18 protein-coding genes and 1 riboswitch are annotated in these 16361 nt (G+C 67.8%); of the genes, 11 read left to right on the forward strand and 7 right to left on the reverse strand.

Annotated elements, in window-relative coordinates; translation table 11 throughout:
* Positions 1–30: 30 nt before the first annotated feature.
* The 4 genes from LDO15_RS20360 (at position 31) to LDO15_RS20375 (ending at position 3197) form a co-directional block, all read left to right on the forward strand.
* The gene (locus LDO15_RS20360) at positions 31–1851 is read left to right on the forward strand and encodes a hypothetical protein (protein ID WP_223981795.1); all 1821 of its coding nucleotides are present in this window, start codon (positions 31–33) and stop codon (positions 1849–1851) included.
* Positions 1841–2218, forward strand: coding sequence for a hypothetical protein (locus LDO15_RS20365; RefSeq protein ID WP_223981798.1), 378 nt, complete (start codon positions 1841–1843; stop codon positions 2216–2218). Before LDO15_RS20360 ends, LDO15_RS20365 begins: the two co-directional genes overlap by 11 nt.
* Complete coding sequence (locus LDO15_RS20370) at positions 2215–2394, forward strand: hypothetical protein (RefSeq protein ID WP_223981801.1); 180 nt, start codon at positions 2215–2217, stop codon at positions 2392–2394. Before LDO15_RS20365 ends, LDO15_RS20370 begins: the two co-directional genes overlap by 4 nt.
* Before the next feature lie 74 nt (positions 2395–2468).
* On the forward strand, positions 2469–3197 hold the full coding sequence (locus LDO15_RS20375) for a hypothetical protein (protein WP_223981804.1): 729 nt from the start codon (positions 2469–2471) through the stop codon (positions 3195–3197).
* Between the two features lie 237 nt (positions 3198–3434).
* Here LDO15_RS20375 and LDO15_RS20380 read toward each other — a convergent pair whose 3' ends face one another.
* On the reverse strand, positions 3435–4037 hold the full coding sequence (locus LDO15_RS20380) for a phosphoribosylanthranilate isomerase (protein WP_223981807.1): 603 nt from the start codon (positions 4035–4037) through the stop codon (positions 3435–3437).
* A 203-nt stretch (positions 4038–4240) separates the two neighbouring features.
* Between LDO15_RS20380 and LDO15_RS20385 the strand changes: the two genes are divergently transcribed.
* Positions 4241–4891: a HutD family protein gene (locus tag LDO15_RS20385; protein WP_223981809.1), complete on the forward strand. Its 651-nt coding sequence runs from the start codon at positions 4241–4243 to the stop codon at positions 4889–4891.
* A 17-nt stretch (positions 4892–4908) separates the two neighbouring features.
* Here the strand turns inward: LDO15_RS20385 and LDO15_RS20390 are convergent, their stop codons facing one another.
* The 4 genes from LDO15_RS20390 to LDO15_RS20405 form a co-directional block, all read right to left on the reverse strand.
* Positions 4909–5730: an ABC transporter permease gene (locus LDO15_RS20390; protein WP_223981811.1), complete on the reverse strand. Its 822-nt coding sequence runs from the start codon at positions 5728–5730 to the stop codon at positions 4909–4911.
* Positions 5731–5743: 13 nt separating this feature from the next.
* Positions 5744–6673, reverse strand: coding sequence for an ABC transporter permease (locus LDO15_RS20395; RefSeq protein ID WP_223981813.1), 930 nt, complete (start codon positions 6671–6673; stop codon positions 5744–5746).
* A 71-nt stretch (positions 6674–6744) separates the two neighbouring features.
* Positions 6745–7932 carry an ABC transporter substrate-binding protein gene (locus LDO15_RS20400; RefSeq protein WP_223981815.1) on the reverse strand — a complete coding sequence of 396 codons (1188 nt, stop codon included), beginning with the start codon at positions 7930–7932 and terminating at the stop codon, positions 6745–6747.
* Between the two features lie 47 nt (positions 7933–7979).
* Positions 7980–9053: an ABC transporter ATP-binding protein gene (locus LDO15_RS20405; RefSeq protein WP_223981816.1), complete on the reverse strand. Its 1074-nt coding sequence runs from the start codon at positions 9051–9053 to the stop codon at positions 7980–7982.
* A 267-nt stretch (positions 9054–9320) separates the two neighbouring features.
* On the opposite strand from LDO15_RS20405, the gene LDO15_RS20410 reads away from it, so the two are divergent.
* From LDO15_RS20410 to LDO15_RS20435, 6 genes are all read left to right on the forward strand, one after another.
* Positions 9321–10061: a GntR family transcriptional regulator gene (locus LDO15_RS20410; RefSeq protein ID WP_223981818.1), complete on the forward strand. Its 741-nt coding sequence runs from the start codon at positions 9321–9323 to the stop codon at positions 10059–10061.
* 67 nt (positions 10062–10128) lie between these two features.
* Positions 10129–10878 (forward strand): cache domain-containing protein, encoded by a 750-nt coding sequence (locus tag LDO15_RS20415; protein ID WP_223981820.1) that lies wholly within the window; start codon positions 10129–10131, stop codon positions 10876–10878.
* 23 nt (positions 10879–10901) lie between these two features.
* A riboswitch (guanidine-III (ykkC-III) riboswitch) is annotated at positions 10902–10968 on the forward strand.
* A gap of 9 nt (positions 10969–10977) precedes the next feature.
* The gene (locus LDO15_RS20420) at positions 10978–11301 is read left to right on the forward strand and encodes an SMR family transporter (RefSeq protein WP_223981821.1); all 324 of its coding nucleotides are present in this window, start codon (positions 10978–10980) and stop codon (positions 11299–11301) included.
* A gap of 2 nt (positions 11302–11303) precedes the next feature.
* Positions 11304–11768: a multidrug efflux SMR transporter gene (locus LDO15_RS20425; RefSeq protein ID WP_223987580.1), complete on the forward strand. Its 465-nt coding sequence runs from the start codon at positions 11304–11306 to the stop codon at positions 11766–11768.
* Positions 11769–11954: 186 nt separating this feature from the next.
* A complete protein-coding gene (locus tag LDO15_RS20430) occupies positions 11955–12965 on the forward strand; it encodes an aldo/keto reductase (protein ID WP_223981823.1) in 1011 nt (336 codons plus the stop codon).
* Between the two features lie 20 nt (positions 12966–12985).
* Positions 12986–13636 (forward strand): MBL fold metallo-hydrolase, encoded by a 651-nt coding sequence (locus LDO15_RS20435; protein ID WP_223981826.1) that lies wholly within the window; start codon positions 12986–12988, stop codon positions 13634–13636.
* A gap of 115 nt (positions 13637–13751) precedes the next feature.
* Here LDO15_RS20435 and LDO15_RS20440 read toward each other — a convergent pair whose 3' ends face one another.
* Both LDO15_RS20440 and LDO15_RS20445 read right to left on the reverse strand, forming a co-directional pair.
* The gene (locus tag LDO15_RS20440) at positions 13752–15665 is read right to left on the reverse strand and encodes a DEAD/DEAH box helicase (RefSeq protein WP_223981829.1); all 1914 of its coding nucleotides are present in this window, start codon (positions 15663–15665) and stop codon (positions 13752–13754) included.
* A gap of 343 nt (positions 15666–16008) precedes the next feature.
* The gene (locus LDO15_RS20445; protein ID WP_223981831.1) at positions 16009–16338 is read right to left on the reverse strand and encodes a hypothetical protein; all 330 of its coding nucleotides are present in this window, start codon (positions 16336–16338) and stop codon (positions 16009–16011) included.
* Between the last annotated feature and the right edge of the window lie 23 nt (positions 16339–16361).

A 16361-nucleotide genomic window follows, 5' to 3' on the forward strand; every position in this document is an offset into this window, starting at 1 on the left:
GTGCGCACCGCCCACCGACATGATGCGCGGGTGCAGTCCACCGGCGCGAAGCCGCCCACCCACCGCAACCTCGGGCTGACACCGACGTGGCACGTCGGCGCCCTGGCCGCGACAGCCGCGGCCGCCCTCGTCCTTGGCGTCTGGAGCATGACGCAGGTCGATCCGCACCGGATCGGCGGAGCCGGACTCATCGAGGTCCTCCCGCCGGCCTATTTCGTGGCGCTCGCGCTCAGCCTGGCCGGATTCGTCGCCTCCTTGAGCCTCCGCCGCCTCGTTCCGGCCCTTCTGACCTGGCAGCTTCTGGTCACCGTGGTAATCCTGGCCGGCGCTGACACCATCATCCACGGCCTCCCCCGGCTTGAGGCGAGCTACCGTCACATGGGCATTGCCGACAACATCGCCCAATCGGGACAGCTGAACCCGGCCCTGGACGCGTACTTTAACTGGCCCGGCTTCTTCAACCTGCTGGGAATGCTCTCCGGGGCGACGGGGGCCAAGGACCTCATGGGCATCGCAACATGGGCGCCGGTGGGGATCAACATCCTCATGCTGGCACCGCTCCTGGCCCTGGCCCGGCGGTTGACGGCAAATCCGCGCCACGCCTGGGCGGCTGTCTGGATCTTCTACCTCAGCAGCTGGATCGGCCAGGACTATCTGTCGCCGCAGGCCTATTCGTTCCTGCTCCTGCTCACCCTGGTTGCCTGCCTCCTCAGCGTCTTTGGCGGTTGGGCCTGGCCCACCGAGCGCACCCGGTTCACCCGGGGGCTTGCCCGGACTGTCAGCAAGCTCGACGGCGCGGTCCCCCGGCAGGGTGTCATGGAACTGCCACGGGGAGACACCGCGGTGCTGGTTGTGGTCTGCGCGCTGATCCTGCTGGCCATGACGGCTTCACATCAGCTCAGCCCCTTTGCCGTGATCCCCATCCTGGGTGCCCTGCTCCTGACCGGCCGTCTCCGGCTACGCTTCCTCCCGGTGGTCGCCGTAATCCTGCCCGTGGGCTGGCTGCTCTTCGCGGCATCAACGTTCCTGCAGGGGCACTTCGGCCAGATGTTCAGCTCGCTCGGCGACATCGGCGCGAACAGTGTCGGGGCGCTGACCACAAGGGTTTCAGGCAGCGATGCCCACGTATTCGTCGTCTATACCCGCATGGCCGAGGTCGCGCTGGTCTGGATCCTCGCCGCCGTCGGCGCTTTTGTGGGCTACCGGCGGAAGGCGCCGTGGCTGGCGGCCGCGGCCGGGGCGGTGGCGCCGCTGGTACTGATACCCCTTCAGCCGTATGGCGGCGAGCTGCTCCTGCGTCTGTATCTGTTCAGCCTGCCGTTTGCGGTGTGCCTGGCGGTGCTGCCGCTGATGTCGGACAAAACTGCCGGGCTGAGCCTGCGGCGAGCCCTCGGGCTGCTGCTGATGGGCGCCGTCCTGGCCACGGCCACGGTTGTTTCCCGGTACGGAAATGACGCGATGGAGAGCTTCAACGACGACGAAATCGCTGTGGTGAACCGCCTCTATTCGACTGCGCCTACGGGCGCCGTTCTCATCGAGGCAGTCCGCAACACCCCGTGGAGATTCCAGCACTACGCGGATTACGACTACCGGGCGCTCGTTGCTGCCGAGCCGATCCCCAACGCCCCGCCGCTCAGCTGTGACGCGGCCACCCAGATCGCCCGTAAAGCGGGCGCGTACCTCATTATCACCGAAAGCCAGCAGGAGGCAGCCGAGCTTCGCGGTTCGACTCCCGCAGGCGACCTTCAACGTTTCATCGCCACGTGCGCCAGCAGTCCGGGCTGGACAAAGGTTTACGAAAACGCCGGCGGCGTGATTTTTCACATCGAAGGAGTTAGCAATGGCAAATGAACGCAGTTACGTGAGCTATGCGACGGCGGCCGTCGCCGTAGCGGCCATACCGCTCTCGTTTGTCGGCCCTGAGGGGTTGCGCCTGGCGGTGATAGGCCTGCTGATGCTAGCCGGGCCCGGAACAGCGCTGGTCCTGCTCCTCCGCTTCGACCCGCCACGCTCGGCCCACGCCACCGGGGCGCTTCCCCTCAGCATCGCCATCTCAATTGCCTTCAGCCTCGCGATGTCCACCCTCGTGGCAACGGCGATGGTCTACGCACGGCTCTGGTCACCGCCGGTGGGCGTGTGCCTGCTGTCGATCGTGACCCTCGCCCTTCTGGGCCTTGAGCTCAAGCGGCCAAAGCAAGCCCTGGTGCGTGCAAAATGATCATTTTCCTGACAGGGCTGGCCACCGTGTCGGCGCTCGTGAGTTGTGATGTGCTGCGCGTGTTGAAACCTGACAAGGCGCTTCCGCGGCCCGTGCTGGTCATCACCGCAGCCCTGCTGGCCATAGTCAGCATCTCGGTGGTCGTCCAGCTCGTCCAGCTGGCTCAACTGGCATGACAGAAGCCAACCCACTCGGTGCCACGGCACGAGCCCACATGAAAACGTCGAACCAAGCACGGAAAGAATTGTCAATGAGAAAACTCAAAGCACTCAGCATGGCGGGGACCCTCGGATTGCTCGTAGCCGGTTCCCTTGTTTTTGGGTCCGCCCAGGCCGCGACCGCCGCAACCTGCAGTCCGGCACCGACAAACTCCTATCCCGGCACCATCGTACTCGCCACGGGTTTTGAGGCGGGTGGCTGGTGCGGCCTTGTCCCCCAGGTGTCGGGAACGGGCACGGCAACTATTTCCACCGCTTTCAGGCATTCCGGCACCCGTTCAGCCAAACTGCACGTGACCACGGACTCCGGTTCGCTCGCCAACCTGTCCTCCCCGGCGTTCAGCTCGGGGACCAAGACCTCGTACGCAGACGGCTGGTTCAAAATCACCGTGGCCGGCGTTTCAGGCAATGACGTTCCGTACTTCCGGTTCTTCTCCGGCTCCACACGCGTCGCTGACATCTACCGCTACAACAGCAACGGGCAGCTGTGGCTCCGGGTGACCGCGCCGGACGGCACCTTCGTCTACACGAAGCTGATCGCCGGAAGCATCACTCTGGGCGACTGGCACCACGTCAGCATGCGGGTGACCGCCAACGGGACGGCGTCAACCATCCAGGTGTGGTTCGACGGCGTGCAGCGCTACAGCAGTTCGAGCGTCAAAATGCTCGGGAGCAGCTTGAGCAAGGTACAGCTCGGGGCCGAGCACTACCGGCAGAAGGGCGACGAATACATCGATGACGTGGTCATCAAGCGTTCCTAGGGGAACGTCCTAGGAACCTCCTGGGACCGAGGTCGACCGGGACGCGTGCAGGCGGCAACGGCGACGCTTGATGCTGGCCCGGCCGGTGAGTGGCAGCGGAGGGAACCGTCCCCGCTGCCACTCTCCTGTGCATGCTGTTTTACGTGTGCCGTGCTGTGTGTGTGCTGCGCCGTGATATGCGTGCGGTGTGCCTCGTAGCGCGTGCCGTCCAGGCCCCGTTCCGCGCCCGGACGGTCCTCATTCCGCCGATTTGGCTGACCGCACGAAGTCCCTGATCTTGGCCAGGTCCTTGACGCCGCGTGCCGACTCGACGCCGGAGGAGACATCGACGCCCCAGGCGCCGGCTTCCGCCGCTGCCCGGGCCACGTTGGCCGGATCGAGGCCGCCGGCGAGAAGCCACTTCCGCCCGTCAAGAGCCTTCGCACGTACCGAGCCGTAGTCCCAGGCTTCGCCGGAGCCGGGGACGGCTGCGTCGATCAGGAGCAACTCCTCGCCCCAGTCGTCGAAGGCTTCCGGTGCGGCGGCCATGGTGACGGCACGGATCAGCTTCATGCCGGCGTCGTGCACTGTCCGGACGTCCGCGGGTGAGCGGTCGCCGTGAAGCTGGATCCAGGCCAGGCCGGCCTGGCGGGCGAGGACAACGGCGTCGGCGGCCGCCTCGTGCCGGAACACTCCCACCGCGGGCAGGCCGTCCGGGACGTGGGTGAGGAGGTTCCTGACCTGTTCCGGTGTGACCTCACGGGGGCTGCGGGTCAGGACGAAGCCGACCGCGTCCGCGCCGGCGCCGGCCGCGGCGCGGACGGAATCCGGGGTGCTGAGACCGCACACTTTGACAAACATTCGGGCTCCTTCTGCACGCTTCCTGCCTCTGACGTTAGCAAGGCCGCGCCGCTGCCACCGACTTTGCGTCGCCGGCAGGACCGGCAACAGCCCCCACGGCGGCCGGCACCCCGGTGCGGGAGGCGCGTCGGAGCTGCCAACCGCAGCAGGGCCGGCGCCCCGGTGCGGGCCGATAGGCTGGAGCCGGCCGATAGGCTGGAGCCATGGAGATCATCCGCTATGCCGAACTCAAAGCAAGCCCCTGGCGCAACGGCGGCGGCGTAACACGCGAACTGGCACGTTATCCGCGAATGCCGTCCGCGCAGGACACCGCCTGGGACTGGCGGGTTAGCATTGCCGAGGTTTCCAAGGCGGGCGCCTTTTCCACCTTTCCCGGGATGGACCGCGTGCTGACCGTGATTGAGGGCGAATTGCTGCTCCTGAGCGTCGACGGCGCCGAGCACCCGCTCGAGAAGTACCGGCCGTTCCGGTTTTCCGGCGACGCGGACTCTGCCGGGGCCCTGCCCACCGGAGACATCAGGGACCTGAACGTCATCACCCGCAACGGCGCCTTCAAGGGCTACACGTCCATCATCGAGTTGTCCAAGAAACGCGCCCATCCGGTGTTCGCGGGCCAGTTCGGCATCCTCCTGCAGGGCTCCGCCACCGTCAGCCCCGGAACCGCGGCCGGCCCCGCGACTGGACCCACGCCCGACGCCGGCCTGCCCTCCGGGGTGACCGAGGCTGAGGCGGAGACAGCGGCGGAGCGCGTGGAGCTGAACCGTTACGACGCCGTCGTCGGCTCCGACACGGCGACGCCGGAAATCCTGGGCCGCGGCTTCCTGGTGGTCGTGTCCATTGACCCGGCGGCCTGACGGGCCAAGGGAGCCCCTTACTCCGCCTTCACGCGGGCCTCGCTGACGCCGACGGAGTCCCCGGAGAGCCGCTGCGCGAGCCAGATGGGAACGATCGAGACCACGATCAGCACGACGGCGACGACGTTGACCACCGGCGCCTGGTTCGGCCGGAAGAGGTTCTGCAGGATCCAGATCGGCAGCGTGGTCTCGCCGGCCCCGATCGTGAACGTGGTCACGATGATCTCGTCGAAGCTCAGCGCGAACGCCAGCAGGCCGCCGGCCAGCAGGGCGGAACGCAGCTGGGGGAATGTCACCAGGCCGAACGTGGTGAAGACGCCGGCGCCGAGATCGGCGGAGGCTTCCTCCAGGCCGGCACTCATTCGGCGTAGCCGGGCAATGACATTGTTGAACACGGTCACCATGCAGAACGTCGCGTGCGCGATCACCACGGTCCACAAGCTCAGCGGCACCCCCAGGATGGTGGTGAACATGTTGTTCAGGGCGATGCCGGTGACAACGCCGGGCAGCGCGATCGGCAGGATCACCAGGAGGCTGATGACGTCGCGGCCGAAGAACTTGTAACGCTGCAATGACATCGCCAGCAGCGTGCCCAGCAGCAGCGAGACGAGGGTCGCGACCACTGCCACCCACAGCGAGGACACAACGGCCTCCCTGACCCCGGGCGAGTCAAAAGCCTTGCCCCACCACTCCAGCGTGAAGCCCTTGGGCGGCCAGCCGAACGTCCGGTCCGCGTTGAACGAGTTCACCACTACCAGCATCAGCGGGGTGTAGATGAACAACAGCACCAGCCCGGAAACGACACCCAGGACCACTTTGGCGCTACGGGACAGTCTCATGATGCGCCTTTCGCTACAGGCTGTTCAGGGCGCCGGAACGGCGGACGATGAAAAGGTAGAACATGATGATGGCGATCGGAACCAGCGATACCGCAGCGGCAAAGGGCAGGTTGTTCGCGGCGCCGACGTTGGCGTAGACCACCGTGCCGAGCATCTGGGTGGCCCCGCCGACGATCTGCGCGGTGATGTAGTCGCCCAGGGACAGAGAGAACGTGAAGATCGTGCCGGCGATGATGGAGGGGACCAGCAGCGGAAGCATCACGAGGCGCATGGTGGTCAGCGGCTTCGCGCCCAGGTCCCCGGAGGCTTCCAGCAGGGAGTCGGGCACCCGGTCAAAGCCCGCGTAAATCGGCAGGATCATGTACGGCAGCCAGATGTAGGACAGGGTCAGGATCACGGCGGTCTCGCCGTAGCCCGGCGACGACAGGCCGATCGGCGCCCCCAGCCACTCCAGCAGGCCGCCCTCGGCGAGGACATTCCGCCAGGCGTAGGCCTTGACGAGGTAGCTTGCCCACAGCGGCATCAGCACGGCCACGACGAGCAGTTTCTCCCAGCGGGCGCCGGCCACCTTGGCGATGAAGAACGCGATAGGCAGGGCCAGGATCATGTCGATCACGGTGACCGCCACGGCGATCCACAACGTCCGCAGCGTGATCCGCTGATACACCGGATCAGTCAGGACCGTGACGATGTTCTCGGTGGTCCAGACCGTGGACACCTCCCCGGTGAAGGTGTCCACGGTCCAGAATGCGGTGATCAGAAGGGCTGCCAGGGCGGCGATGTAGACGAGCACCAGCCAGCCGGCCGGGGCCGTGAGCAGCGCGGCAAGCCTCAGCCGGGGCCGGCGGTGAAGCAGCGCCGAGAAAGTGTTGGCCTTCGCCCGGGGCACGCCGCCGGAGCCGCGGGGTGAGCCGGGCGGCAGGTGTTGCGTCTGAATAGCCATCTCGCCTTAGTTTCTGCCGGCCGTCGGGGCCGGCTGTTCTGTCCTGATTCGGGGCTGCCTGGGGCCCGGAATCAGCCCTTGATTTCCGTCCAGGACTTGGTCCATTGCGAATAGTCGGTGCACTTGACGTCCTTGCGGCCGTCGAGGCAGTCGGCCACCGGGGTGGTCCAGTACCAGATCTTTTCGGCGTAGGCCGTATCACCGGAGTGGTAGGTCTCGCAGTGCTTGGGATCCTTGGTCAGCTCGCAGGACTTGGCATTGGCCGGGGATTCGCCAAAGTATTCCGCCACCTGGGCGTTCACCTTGGGACTGGCAATGTAGTCAAGCCACTTGTAGGCGCAGTTCTGGTTCTTGGTCTTGGACCCGATCATCCAGGTGTCCGACCAGCCGGTGGCGCCTTCTTCCGGAACGAGGGTCGCGACCTTGGCGCCGTCGGTCGCCGCGATGTTCGCCCCGACCTGCCAGGTGGTGCCGACCACGGTGCTCCCGGAGGTGAAGGCCTGGACCTCCTTGACGACGTCGCTCCAGTACTCGCCGATGTGGGTGCGCTGCTGCTTGAGCAGATCCACGGCGGCGGCCAGCTGGTCCTTGTCGAGGGCGTAGGGGTTCTTGATGTTCAGCTCCGGCTTGTGCGCCATGAGGTATACGGCGGCGTCGGCAATGTAGATGGGTGAATCGTAGGCCGTGACCTTGCCGGTGTTCTTGGCGGCGTCGTCAAACACCGCGCTCCAGGAAGTGGGGGCCGGGGTGACCTTGTCCGTGGAGTACATCAGCAGGTTGGCGCCCCAGCCGTGGGGCATCCCGTAGTTGATGCCGTTGACAGTGTTCCAGGCCTTGTCCTTCAGGAACGGGTAGATGTCCGGGTAGTTCTTCAGCAGGCTCATGTTGACCGGCTGGACATCCTGGCCGGCGATCAGGCGCAGTGAGGCATCACCCGACGCCGAGACGACGTCGTACTGCCCGGTGCGCATGAGCGTCACGGCCTCGTCGGAGGTGCCGAACGGCTTGAAGCTGACCTTGCACTGGGTCTCTTGTTCGAACGGATGAACCCAGTCCACCGCCGGGTCATTGCTGCCGTCCTCGACATACCCGGGCCATCCGAGGATGGACAGCTGGCCTTCACCGGTGCCGATCTCGGTCTTGACCGGCTGCGCTGACGGCGAGGAACCCGATCCGCCGCTTGTTCCGCAACCGGACAGCGCGAGCGCTGCCGCCGCAACCACCCCGACCACGAGGGAGGCCTTCGTTCTTGGTGCCATGATCCTTACCTTTCGATGTGGGGTAAATCTGTGGGCGGGGCCCGGCGTCAGGAGCCGTGGGCCGGAAGCCAGACGACGGCGTCGTCGTCCCAGCTGACGGTGACGGACCGGTTCACCAGCTCCGCATCGCTGCCGGGAAGCTTTTCCGGGACGAGAGCGACGACGACGGGCCCGTCGTCGAGCTGTACCCGCACCTGGGTGGCGTGCCCGACGTACACGAACGACGCCACCGTGCCGGGCCGGGAGGTGGTGCCGGGGCGGCGCTCCGGTTCCCCGGCCCAGGCGACGCGCAGCCGCTCGGGCCGGACGCACATGGGCTCCGCACGGCCGTAGACCGCCTGGGCCTGGGCGGCGTCGAAGATGTTGGAGGTGCCGACGAAATTGGCCACGAAGATGCCGCCGGGGCGCTCGTAGATTTCGTGGGCCGTCCCGATCTGTTCGATGCTGCCGTTGTTGAAGACGCCGATCCTGTCGCTCATGGTCAGGGCCTCCTCCTGGTCATGGGTGACAAAGATGAAGGTGATGCCCAGCGAGCGCTGCAATTCCTTGAGTTCGACCTGCATCTGCTGACGGAGCTTCAGGTCCAGGGCGCCGAGCGGCTCGTCCAGCAGGAGGACTTTCGGCTCCACGACGAGCGCCCGGGCCAGGGCAACGCGCTGCCGCTGGCCGCCCGAGAGCTGGGCCGGTTTGCGGCCCACGAATTTGCCCAGTTGGACGCGGTCCAGGGCCTCCCTGGCCCGCTCCCGGCGCTGGTTCCCGGGCATGCCGCGCACCCGCAGCCCGTAGGCGACGTTGTCCACGAGGGACATATGCGGGAACAGCGCGTAGTCCTGAAAAACCGTGTTGACGTCCCGTTGGAAGGGCGCCAACGCCGTGACGTCCTTGCCCTCGAGTTCAATGGTGCCGGAGGTCGGCAGGTCGAAGCCGGCGATCAACCGCAGGACTGTGGTCTTGCCGGAGCCGGACGGGCCGAGCATGGAGAAGAATTCCCCGTGGCGGATGTCAAGGTCCACGGCATTTACCGCGACGGTGTCCCCGAAAACCTTGGTGAGCTTGCGAAGCCGGATCGCCGGAACCTCTTCGGTTCCGGTCGAGGTCCCAGCGGCCAGTGTCTCGGTCATGCGGTGCGCCTTACGTAGTTGCCGGATCGTCCACGGGAGAGCCACGCAGCGGAATGTGATCCAGTCCACACCGGGCTGCTGGCCAAAATGCTATTACTTCATAGGATTTATGTATAGATCCTCGGGCAAAGCCCGGATTAGGATGTCATCAGCCCGGACGACGCACGGCGGCGCCGCTGCCGGACTCTGCATTTGGACCCCGCCCTCGGACCCGCGCCACGGCCACGGCCGGGGCGGACGCCACCGCCGAAGGGAAGGGAGGCCCTGATGTTGTTGTCGCCGAAGGGCGCCTCCCGGAGCCTGGCGGCTGTGTTCACGCCGATCAAGTCCCGCGGGCTCGTGGACGAGGTGTGCAGCCGGATCGAGCAGGCGGTGGAGACCGGCCTGCTGACCAGCGGCCAGCGGCTGCCGAACGAAACCGAACTCGCTGCGGCCCTCGGAGTGTCAGCCGTGACGGCACGGGAGGCCCTGTCCCAGCTGCGCGCCTCGGGCATCATCCGGACCGCGCGCGGCCGCAGCGGCGGAAGCTTCATTGCCGACAACGTCCTGCCCTCCCGGGAACGGGCCCTGGCGCAGCTGCACGAGTTGAGCCGGCTGCAGATCCGGGACCTGGCGCTGCACTATCAGGCGATCGCCGCGGCGTGCGCGGGAGTCGCCGCCCGGCGCTCCGACGCCGCCGACATCGCCACGCTGCGTTCGTTCATCCCCGCGGCGGACGACGACCCCCTGAACTGGCGGCTGGCGTTGTCCGAGTTCCTGCTGGAAGTCGCAGCCATTGCGCGCTCCGCCCGGCTCGCCCGGGAGCTCATCCGGCTGCAGGCAGATCTCGGCACCCTCACGCTGCTGCCCTGTGCCGACTCCGGCTATCGGGTGCGCACCAGCGTGATCCTCGAGGAAGTGGCAACGGCGATTGAGGCCCACGAGCCGGTGGCCGCCGAAGCGGCCGTCAAGGCCCTGATCGCCGCCACCGCCGACTGGCTCCTGACCGAGCAGGCGAAACGCTATTGACCGCCTGATCCCCACCGCACAGTCCCCGACCGCACAGTCCCCGCATCTTCGAGCCAAGGCAGCAACCATGTCCGAAACCTCCTCCACCGCAGGACCGTCTGCTGGGACGGCCGAGCCCGGCCCAGCAGGGAAGACGGCCGAGCAGGCGGCCGCCGAACTCGACGCCGCCATCGCCGGAATCGAGCACCGGCTTGCGGCGTGGGCCGCTGAGACCGGGGCCGCCCTGGCCGCCATGTCCGGCAGGGTCACCGGCACGGCCGTGGACAAGCTCATCCGGCCGGTAGTCGAGGAGCTCGTGCAGCTACCCGACGGCTACGCGGCAGGTGCCGGGTTCATCGCCAACGCCGGGCTGCTCGGGCCCGAGCGCAGCTACATCGCGTGGTGGCAGGGCCCGGACCTGGAACCTGTGGACGCCCTGGCCAACTTCAGCCCCAACTCCATCAGCCGGTACGTCAAGGCGGAGTGGTTCCGGATCCCCGTGGAAACAGGCCGGGCGCATGTCACCGGGCCCTACGTGGACTTCCTCTGCACCGACGAGTACGTGCTGACCTTCACGCACCCCGTGTTCACCCGCCCGGACGGCCCGGTCGCGGGAATTGTGGGCATCGATGTCACGGTTCAGCGCCTGGAACGCGGGGCCATGCCGGCCCTGCGGCGCATCGGAGCCCGGGCCACGCTGGCCAACGCCGACGGCCGCGCCGTGGTGTCGGCGGCGTCCGATATCGACGCGGGAGACCTTGCCGCCCCGGACGAGCCCTGCAGGCATTACCCGGTGGGGCGCACGTTTACGGTCTGGAGTGCCGCCGTCGGACTGTGAGCGGCTCTTGCTAAACTTGGAGGCCAAGGCCCCCTGCCCGGGGCCTCCGGACGACGGTTCAGTACCCGGCACGCGACAAGACTGGCCACAGGAGCTGTCATGTCGTGGCTAATACTCATTCTTTCAGGGGCGCTGGAGGCCGTCTGGGCCGCCGCCCTGCACCGCACCGCGCAGGCCACGGGCCGCCGCCGGCTGGTCCCGGGGCTGGTGTTCCTCGTCTCCGTCCTCGCCAGCACGGGAGGCCTGGCATTCGCCATGCAGTCGATCCCGACCGGCACCGGCTACGCCGTCTGGGTGGGGGTGGGCGTCGTACTGACCTCCGCGTACGCAATCATCACCAAGGTGGAACGCGCGACGACGGCCCGGCTCCTGTTGCTCGGCGGGATCGCCGCGAGTGTCGTCGGGCTGAAGCTGGTGGCATGACCATGGCCTCGAGAACCCGCCCGGAAGACCGTTCCACCCCGGCCCTTGCCTGGCTGGTCCTGCTCGCCTCCGCCGTGCTGGAGGCGGTCTGGGCCACAGCCCTGGGCCTGTCCGACGGATTCACGCGCCCGCTGCCCACGCTCGTCTTCGCGGTGGCGGCCACCCTCAGCATGATAGGACTGGGCACGGCCGTGAAGCGCATCCCCCTCGGCACCGCCTACGCCGCATGGGTGGGGATCGGCGCGGCACTGACGGTGGGCTGGGCTATGGCCACCGGCGTCGAACCGGGCAGCCCGCTCAAACTGCTGTTCATCGCCGGGATCGTCGGCTGCGCGGCGGGCCTGAAACTCCTGCCGGCGGCCGGACCCGCGTCGGCACAGGCGGCCGGACCGGCGTCGGAGCAGGGGGCCGGACCGGCGTCGGAGTCACAGCAGCCGCCTTCCCCCGCGGAATCTCCCCGCCTTTGAGGCAGCACGACGGCGTGTCCCCGGCGACGCGCCGTCGTGCTGCCCCGCAATATTCAAAGGTGGGGACAATCCAGCGCAGACCCCCGAACCCCGGAACCCCGGAAACGGAATACTCCTGCGTCGGGTGGGGTTCTTGGCAGGGACGGAGACACTGCAGAACTGCTCAGAGCGCGAATGGAGATCCAGATGACGGCAGCACCAGTCCGGCTCGGCGACGGCCTCACGGTCAGCCCCCTGGGGTTCGGCGGCATGGCCCTGACCCCGGTCTACGGGGACGTGGACCCGGCCGAGGCCCTGAAAACCCTGCACCACGCCGTGGACGCCGGCGTTACATTCCTGGATACGGCGGACATCTACGGCGGCGGCAGCAATGAGGAGCTGATCGGGGAGCTGCTCAAGGAGCGGCGGGACGAAGTCCAGCTGGCCACCAAGTTCGGCCTGGTGGGAACCCCATCGGCAGGCTACACGGACATCCGTGGCGACGCCGCCTACGTGCAGCAGGCGGTGGACCGCAGCCTGCAGCGGCTCGGCACCGACACCATCGACCTGTACTACATGCACCGCCGTGACCTCCGCGTTCCGATTGTGGAAACCGTGGAGGCCATGGCGAAGCTGGTGCAGGCCGGCAAGGTGCGGCATCTGGGCCTGTCCGAAGTGACGGCCGAGGAGCTGCACGAGGCCAACAGCGTCCACCCGATCGCCGCGGTCCAGAGCGAGTGGTCCATCTGGAGCCGCGATGTGGAACGCAACGTTGTACCTGCCGCAGCCGCGCTCGGCGTGGGTTTCGTGCCATACTCGCCGCTGGGCCGGGGATTCCTCACCGGCACCGTGGACGCTTCAACGCTGGGCAGCAACGACTTCCGCCGCAACATCCCCCGCTTCGCCCCGGCTGCCGCGGTGGCCAACCAGGGCGTCGTGGCCGCCGTGAAGGCTGTCGCTGCCGAACTCACCGTCTCCGGGAAACCGGCGACGCCCGCCCAGGTGGCGCTGGCCTGGCTCCTGGCCCAGGGCAGGAAGCTCGGGCTCCCGGTGGTTCCCATCCCCGGCACCCGCAAGGCGGACCGGATCGATGAGAACCTCGGTGCCCTGGCGCTCGACTTCACCCCGGCGCAACTTGAGGCGCTCGACGCCGCCGCGGACGCCGTCGTCGGCTCCCGTTCCGCGGACCCCGGCTGGGTGTCGCAGGGCCGCGAATAGCGCGTCCTAGACTGAAGCCCATGGATTCACTCATTGACTCGCTACGTGATATCACCATCCGCCGGATTTCGGTCAGCGAGATGGACAACAATGTGTACCTGCTCACGGCCAGGGCCTCCGGCGCGCAGCTCCTGATCGACGCGGCCGATGATCTGGCCGCCATCCAGGGGCTGCTCGCAGACGCCGCCGGGGATACCGCCGCGACGCCGAAACTTGCGCTGATCGCCACCACCCACCAGCACTGGGACCACGTCCGCGCGCTGGCGGACCTGGTGGAAGCGACCGGGGCGAAGACGGCGGCCGGAACGGAGGACGCCCCCGGGCTTCCGGTGAAGGTCGATGTGTTGCTGGATCACGGGGACGTCGGCAACTTCGACGGCTTCGACGTGACCGCAGTCCATCTGCGCGGGCATACACCGGGCTCGGTGGCCCTGGTGTACCAGGACCCGGACGGCCCGGCCCATATTTTCTCCGGTGACTCGCTGTTTCCCGGCGGGGTGGGCAACACCCAGAAAGATCCGGAGCGGTTTGCCCAGCTGATCGCCGATGTCAGCGAGCGGCTGTTCGATGTCTACCCGGATGACACCGTGGTGCACCCGGGCCACGGCAAGCCCACCACCCTGGGTGCGGAACGCCCGCATCTGGAAGAGTGGCGCGCCCGCGGCTGGTAGCCGGCGCTGCGGCACGCGGTTTGCGCTGCGCATAATGCCGGTCGCTGCGGGAATTCCCGTAGCGACCGGCATTTCTCGCCTCGCCGGCTACTTTGCGTAGCGAGCGGACGAAACCTTAGCGGCTGCGGCGTTCGTTCGATGCCGGGGCGGACGCGCGGCGGGGGCCGCCGGTGCGTGCCGGACGGCCTTCGCTGGAGCGGCCGTTGCCGCCGCCTGCGTAGGATCCGCCCGAGGTGCCGCCGGTGTTCGAGGACCACACAGCCGCGCTGGCTCCGGTCTTGCTTCCAGCGGGCTTGGCGCCGGCCGCTGCACGCTGGCCGGTTGCCGGGCGTCCGTTGCGCTGGCCGCCGGCCGTGGCACCCGTGCGGGGTGCGCCACCGGTACGGGGTGCACCGCTGCGGGGAGCACCGCTGCGGGGAGCCGAAGCGCCCCGGGCGTCGCCGCGTCCTTCTGCGGCGCGGCCGTCTGAACCACGGCCCGCAGCGGCGCGGCCGCCGGCGGCCGGAACATCGTTGTGGTGCGCGTAAGCGGTGGTGCGGCCGCGGCCGCGCGCATTCCGGCGCTCGGCGCGCTCGGCCTCGGCGCGGTCCTCGTTCCTCTCCGCGACGCGCTCTGCAGCGTTGCGGGCAGCGGCCTGGCCTTCATAGGCCACAGCGCGGCGCTCGGCCCGCGGCAGATCGGTGCGGGGAGCCTCGGCTCCGACGCGTCCGCGTCCGCCACGCCCGCCGCGGCCACCCGCAGTGGGTGCAGCCTGGCGGCGTGCGCGTTTGCGCTCGGCGTTGGCGCCGGTCGAGGTGCCGCCGCCCTGCTGCGCGGCCTTGGCGGCCAGCAGTGCGGCGCGGGTCCGCGGATCGATCTTGTCTGCCATTTCGCCGACCAGCTCGGCAACCAGCGGCGAGTTGGCGGTGACGCGCTCGAAGTTGACCTCGACGCCGGCCGCCTTCATGAGCTTCTTGACGTCGGACTGCTGCTCCGGCAGGGTCAGGGTCACCACGGTGCCGTCCGAACCGGCGCGGGCGGTACGGCCCGAGCGGTGCAGGTACGCCTTGTGCTCCGTGGGCGGATCGACGTGGATGACCAGTTCGACGTCGTCGACGTGGACACCGCGGGCGGCGACGTCGGTAGCGACCAGGACGCGGACCTCGCCGGAGGAGAACTCTGCCAGGTTGCGGTCACGGGCGTTCTGCGAAAGGTTGCCGTGAAGGTCGACGGCAGGGATGCCGGCGTCGGTCAGGGTCTTGGCCAGCTTGCGGGCGTGGTGCTTGGTGCGCAGGAAGAGCACCCGGCGGCCGGCCCCCGAGGCGAGCTCAACGATCAGCTGCTTCTTGACGGTCTGGTCGTTGACCACGAGCACGTGGTGCTCCATGGTGGTGACCGCGGCCTGGGACTCATCCACGGCGTGGGTCAGCGGGTTGGACAGGTAACGCTGGACGATCTTGTCCACGCCGTTGTCCAGGGTGGCCGAGAACAGCAGGCGCTGGCCCTGGCTGGGGGTCATGTCCATGAGCTTCTTGACGACCGGCAGGAACCCGAGGTCGGCCATGTGGTCGGCCTCGTCCAGGACGGTTATCTCGACACCCTCGAGGGTGAGGATGCGCTGGCGGATCAGGTCCTCCAGGCGGCCGGGGCAGGCGATGACGATATCGACGCCGGCGCGCAGCGCCTTTTCCTGGCGGGCCTGGGAGATGCCGCCGTAGATCACGGTGGTGTTCAGGCCCATGGCCTTGGCCATCGGCTCGATGGTGGCGTTGATCTGGGTGGCCAGTTCACGGGTCGGCGCGAGGACCAGGCCCATCGGGCGGCCGGGCTTGCGGAAGTGCTTGGCTTCCCGCTCAGCGAGTCGTGCGACAAGCGGGATGGCGAAGGCGATGGTCTTGCCGGAGCCGGTGCGGCCGCGGCCCAGGACGTCGCGTCCGGCCAGGGTGTCCGGGAGGGTCTTGACCTGGATGGGGAACGGCTCGACGATTCCCTGGGCGGTGAGGGTGTCGGCAAGGGCCTTGGGCGTGCCGAGGGCAGCAAATGTAGTCATGAGTTTCAAGGTCTTTCAGGCGGTATCCATGCGGATATCGGCCCCCGGTGCCGGTTGGCCCAGGGGTTCGCCGAAGAAAAGTCAGGTGATCAACCGGGCTGCTGCCAAACTTCAGCAAACGGCCGCCGGGACCAAATGGAACGCGTTCATCGACGCAGGATGTGCCTCTCACATGAAAAAAACCCACTCCCTGCGGCGGAATCCTGGGGAATCCGGCAGGGGATCCGGTTGACGGACCGAAGCCGGTCAATCGCATCCAAAGTGGGCATCACTGCACATCAAGTTTGACCACTCTACCATCCGGCAGGGCCGGGTCCTGTATCCATGGCCGCCGGCGAGGCTCCTAGCCCGCCAGGCTGGGGGCTTGGAACAGCGGCATATGGGGCGAGGGGGCGGCCGTTCGTGCGGTCGCGCGGGCGGCCGTCTGGGACACCTCCTGTGACGCCGCCTTGGCCGTGCCCGGGTCTGCCGCCCGCAGGATCACGAGCGCCTCGGCATCGATCAGGCGGCGCGTTCCCGTCCGGGAATCCAGGATCCAAAACAGGTCCACGGCCGTGACCGTCTGGGTCACCGTGCCCCGATGGAAGAGCTTGCCGTTGTGCCAGGCCTCGATCTCGTCCCCCACATTCAGCTCACTGGAGTGGCGGATGTGCCGTGCTTCTTCAACGTCCATGATCATTGCCTTCCCCAGCATTT

Source organism: Arthrobacter sp. NicSoilB8 (assembly GCF_019977355.1).
GTDB lineage: Bacteria > Actinomycetota > Actinomycetes > Actinomycetales > Micrococcaceae > Arthrobacter.

Excerpts from the sequence above, each read along its gene's own strand:
- LDO15_RS20375 (WP_223981804.1), top strand. The coding sequence starts at position 2,469 with ATGAGAAAACTCAAAGCACTCAGCATGGCGGGGACCCTCGGATTGCTC.
- LDO15_RS20365 (WP_223981798.1), top strand. The coding sequence starts at position 1,841 with ATGGCAAATGAACGCAGTTACGTGAGCTATGCGACGGCGGCCGTCGCC.
- LDO15_RS20410 (WP_223981818.1), top strand. The coding sequence starts at position 9,321 with ATGTTGTTGTCGCCGAAGGGCGCCTCCCGGAGCCTGGCGGCTGTGTTC.
- LDO15_RS20430 (WP_223981823.1), top strand. The coding sequence starts at position 11,955 with ATGACGGCAGCACCAGTCCGGCTCGGCGACGGCCTCACGGTCAGCCCC.
- LDO15_RS20405 (WP_223981816.1), bottom strand. The coding sequence starts at position 9,053 with ATGACCGAGACACTGGCCGCTGGGACCTCGACCGGAACCGAAGAGGTT.
- LDO15_RS20415 (WP_223981820.1), top strand. The coding sequence starts at position 10,129 with ATGTCCGAAACCTCCTCCACCGCAGGACCGTCTGCTGGGACGGCCGAG.
- LDO15_RS20420 (WP_223981821.1), top strand. The coding sequence starts at position 10,978 with ATGTCGTGGCTAATACTCATTCTTTCAGGGGCGCTGGAGGCCGTCTGG.
- LDO15_RS20395 (WP_223981813.1), bottom strand. The coding sequence starts at position 6,673 with ATGGCTATTCAGACGCAACACCTGCCGCCCGGCTCACCCCGCGGCTCC.
- LDO15_RS20435 (WP_223981826.1), top strand. The coding sequence starts at position 12,986 with ATGGATTCACTCATTGACTCGCTACGTGATATCACCATCCGCCGGATT.
- LDO15_RS20425 (WP_223987580.1), top strand. The coding sequence starts at position 11,304 with ATGGCCTCGAGAACCCGCCCGGAAGACCGTTCCACCCCGGCCCTTGCC.
- LDO15_RS20385 (WP_223981809.1), top strand. The coding sequence starts at position 4,241 with ATGGAGATCATCCGCTATGCCGAACTCAAAGCAAGCCCCTGGCGCAAC.
- LDO15_RS20390 (WP_223981811.1), bottom strand. The coding sequence starts at position 5,730 with ATGAGACTGTCCCGTAGCGCCAAAGTGGTCCTGGGTGTCGTTTCCGGG.
- LDO15_RS20370 (WP_223981801.1), top strand. The coding sequence starts at position 2,215 with ATGATCATTTTCCTGACAGGGCTGGCCACCGTGTCGGCGCTCGTGAGT.
- LDO15_RS20380 (WP_223981807.1), bottom strand. The coding sequence starts at position 4,037 with ATGTTTGTCAAAGTGTGCGGTCTCAGCACCCCGGATTCCGTCCGCGCC.
- LDO15_RS20445 (WP_223981831.1), bottom strand. The coding sequence starts at position 16,338 with ATGGACGTTGAAGAAGCACGGCACATCCGCCACTCCAGTGAGCTGAAT.
- LDO15_RS20400 (WP_223981815.1), bottom strand. The coding sequence starts at position 7,932 with ATGGCACCAAGAACGAAGGCCTCCCTCGTGGTCGGGGTGGTTGCGGCG.
- LDO15_RS20440 (WP_223981829.1), bottom strand. The coding sequence starts at position 15,665 with ATGACTACATTTGCTGCCCTCGGCACGCCCAAGGCCCTTGCCGACACC.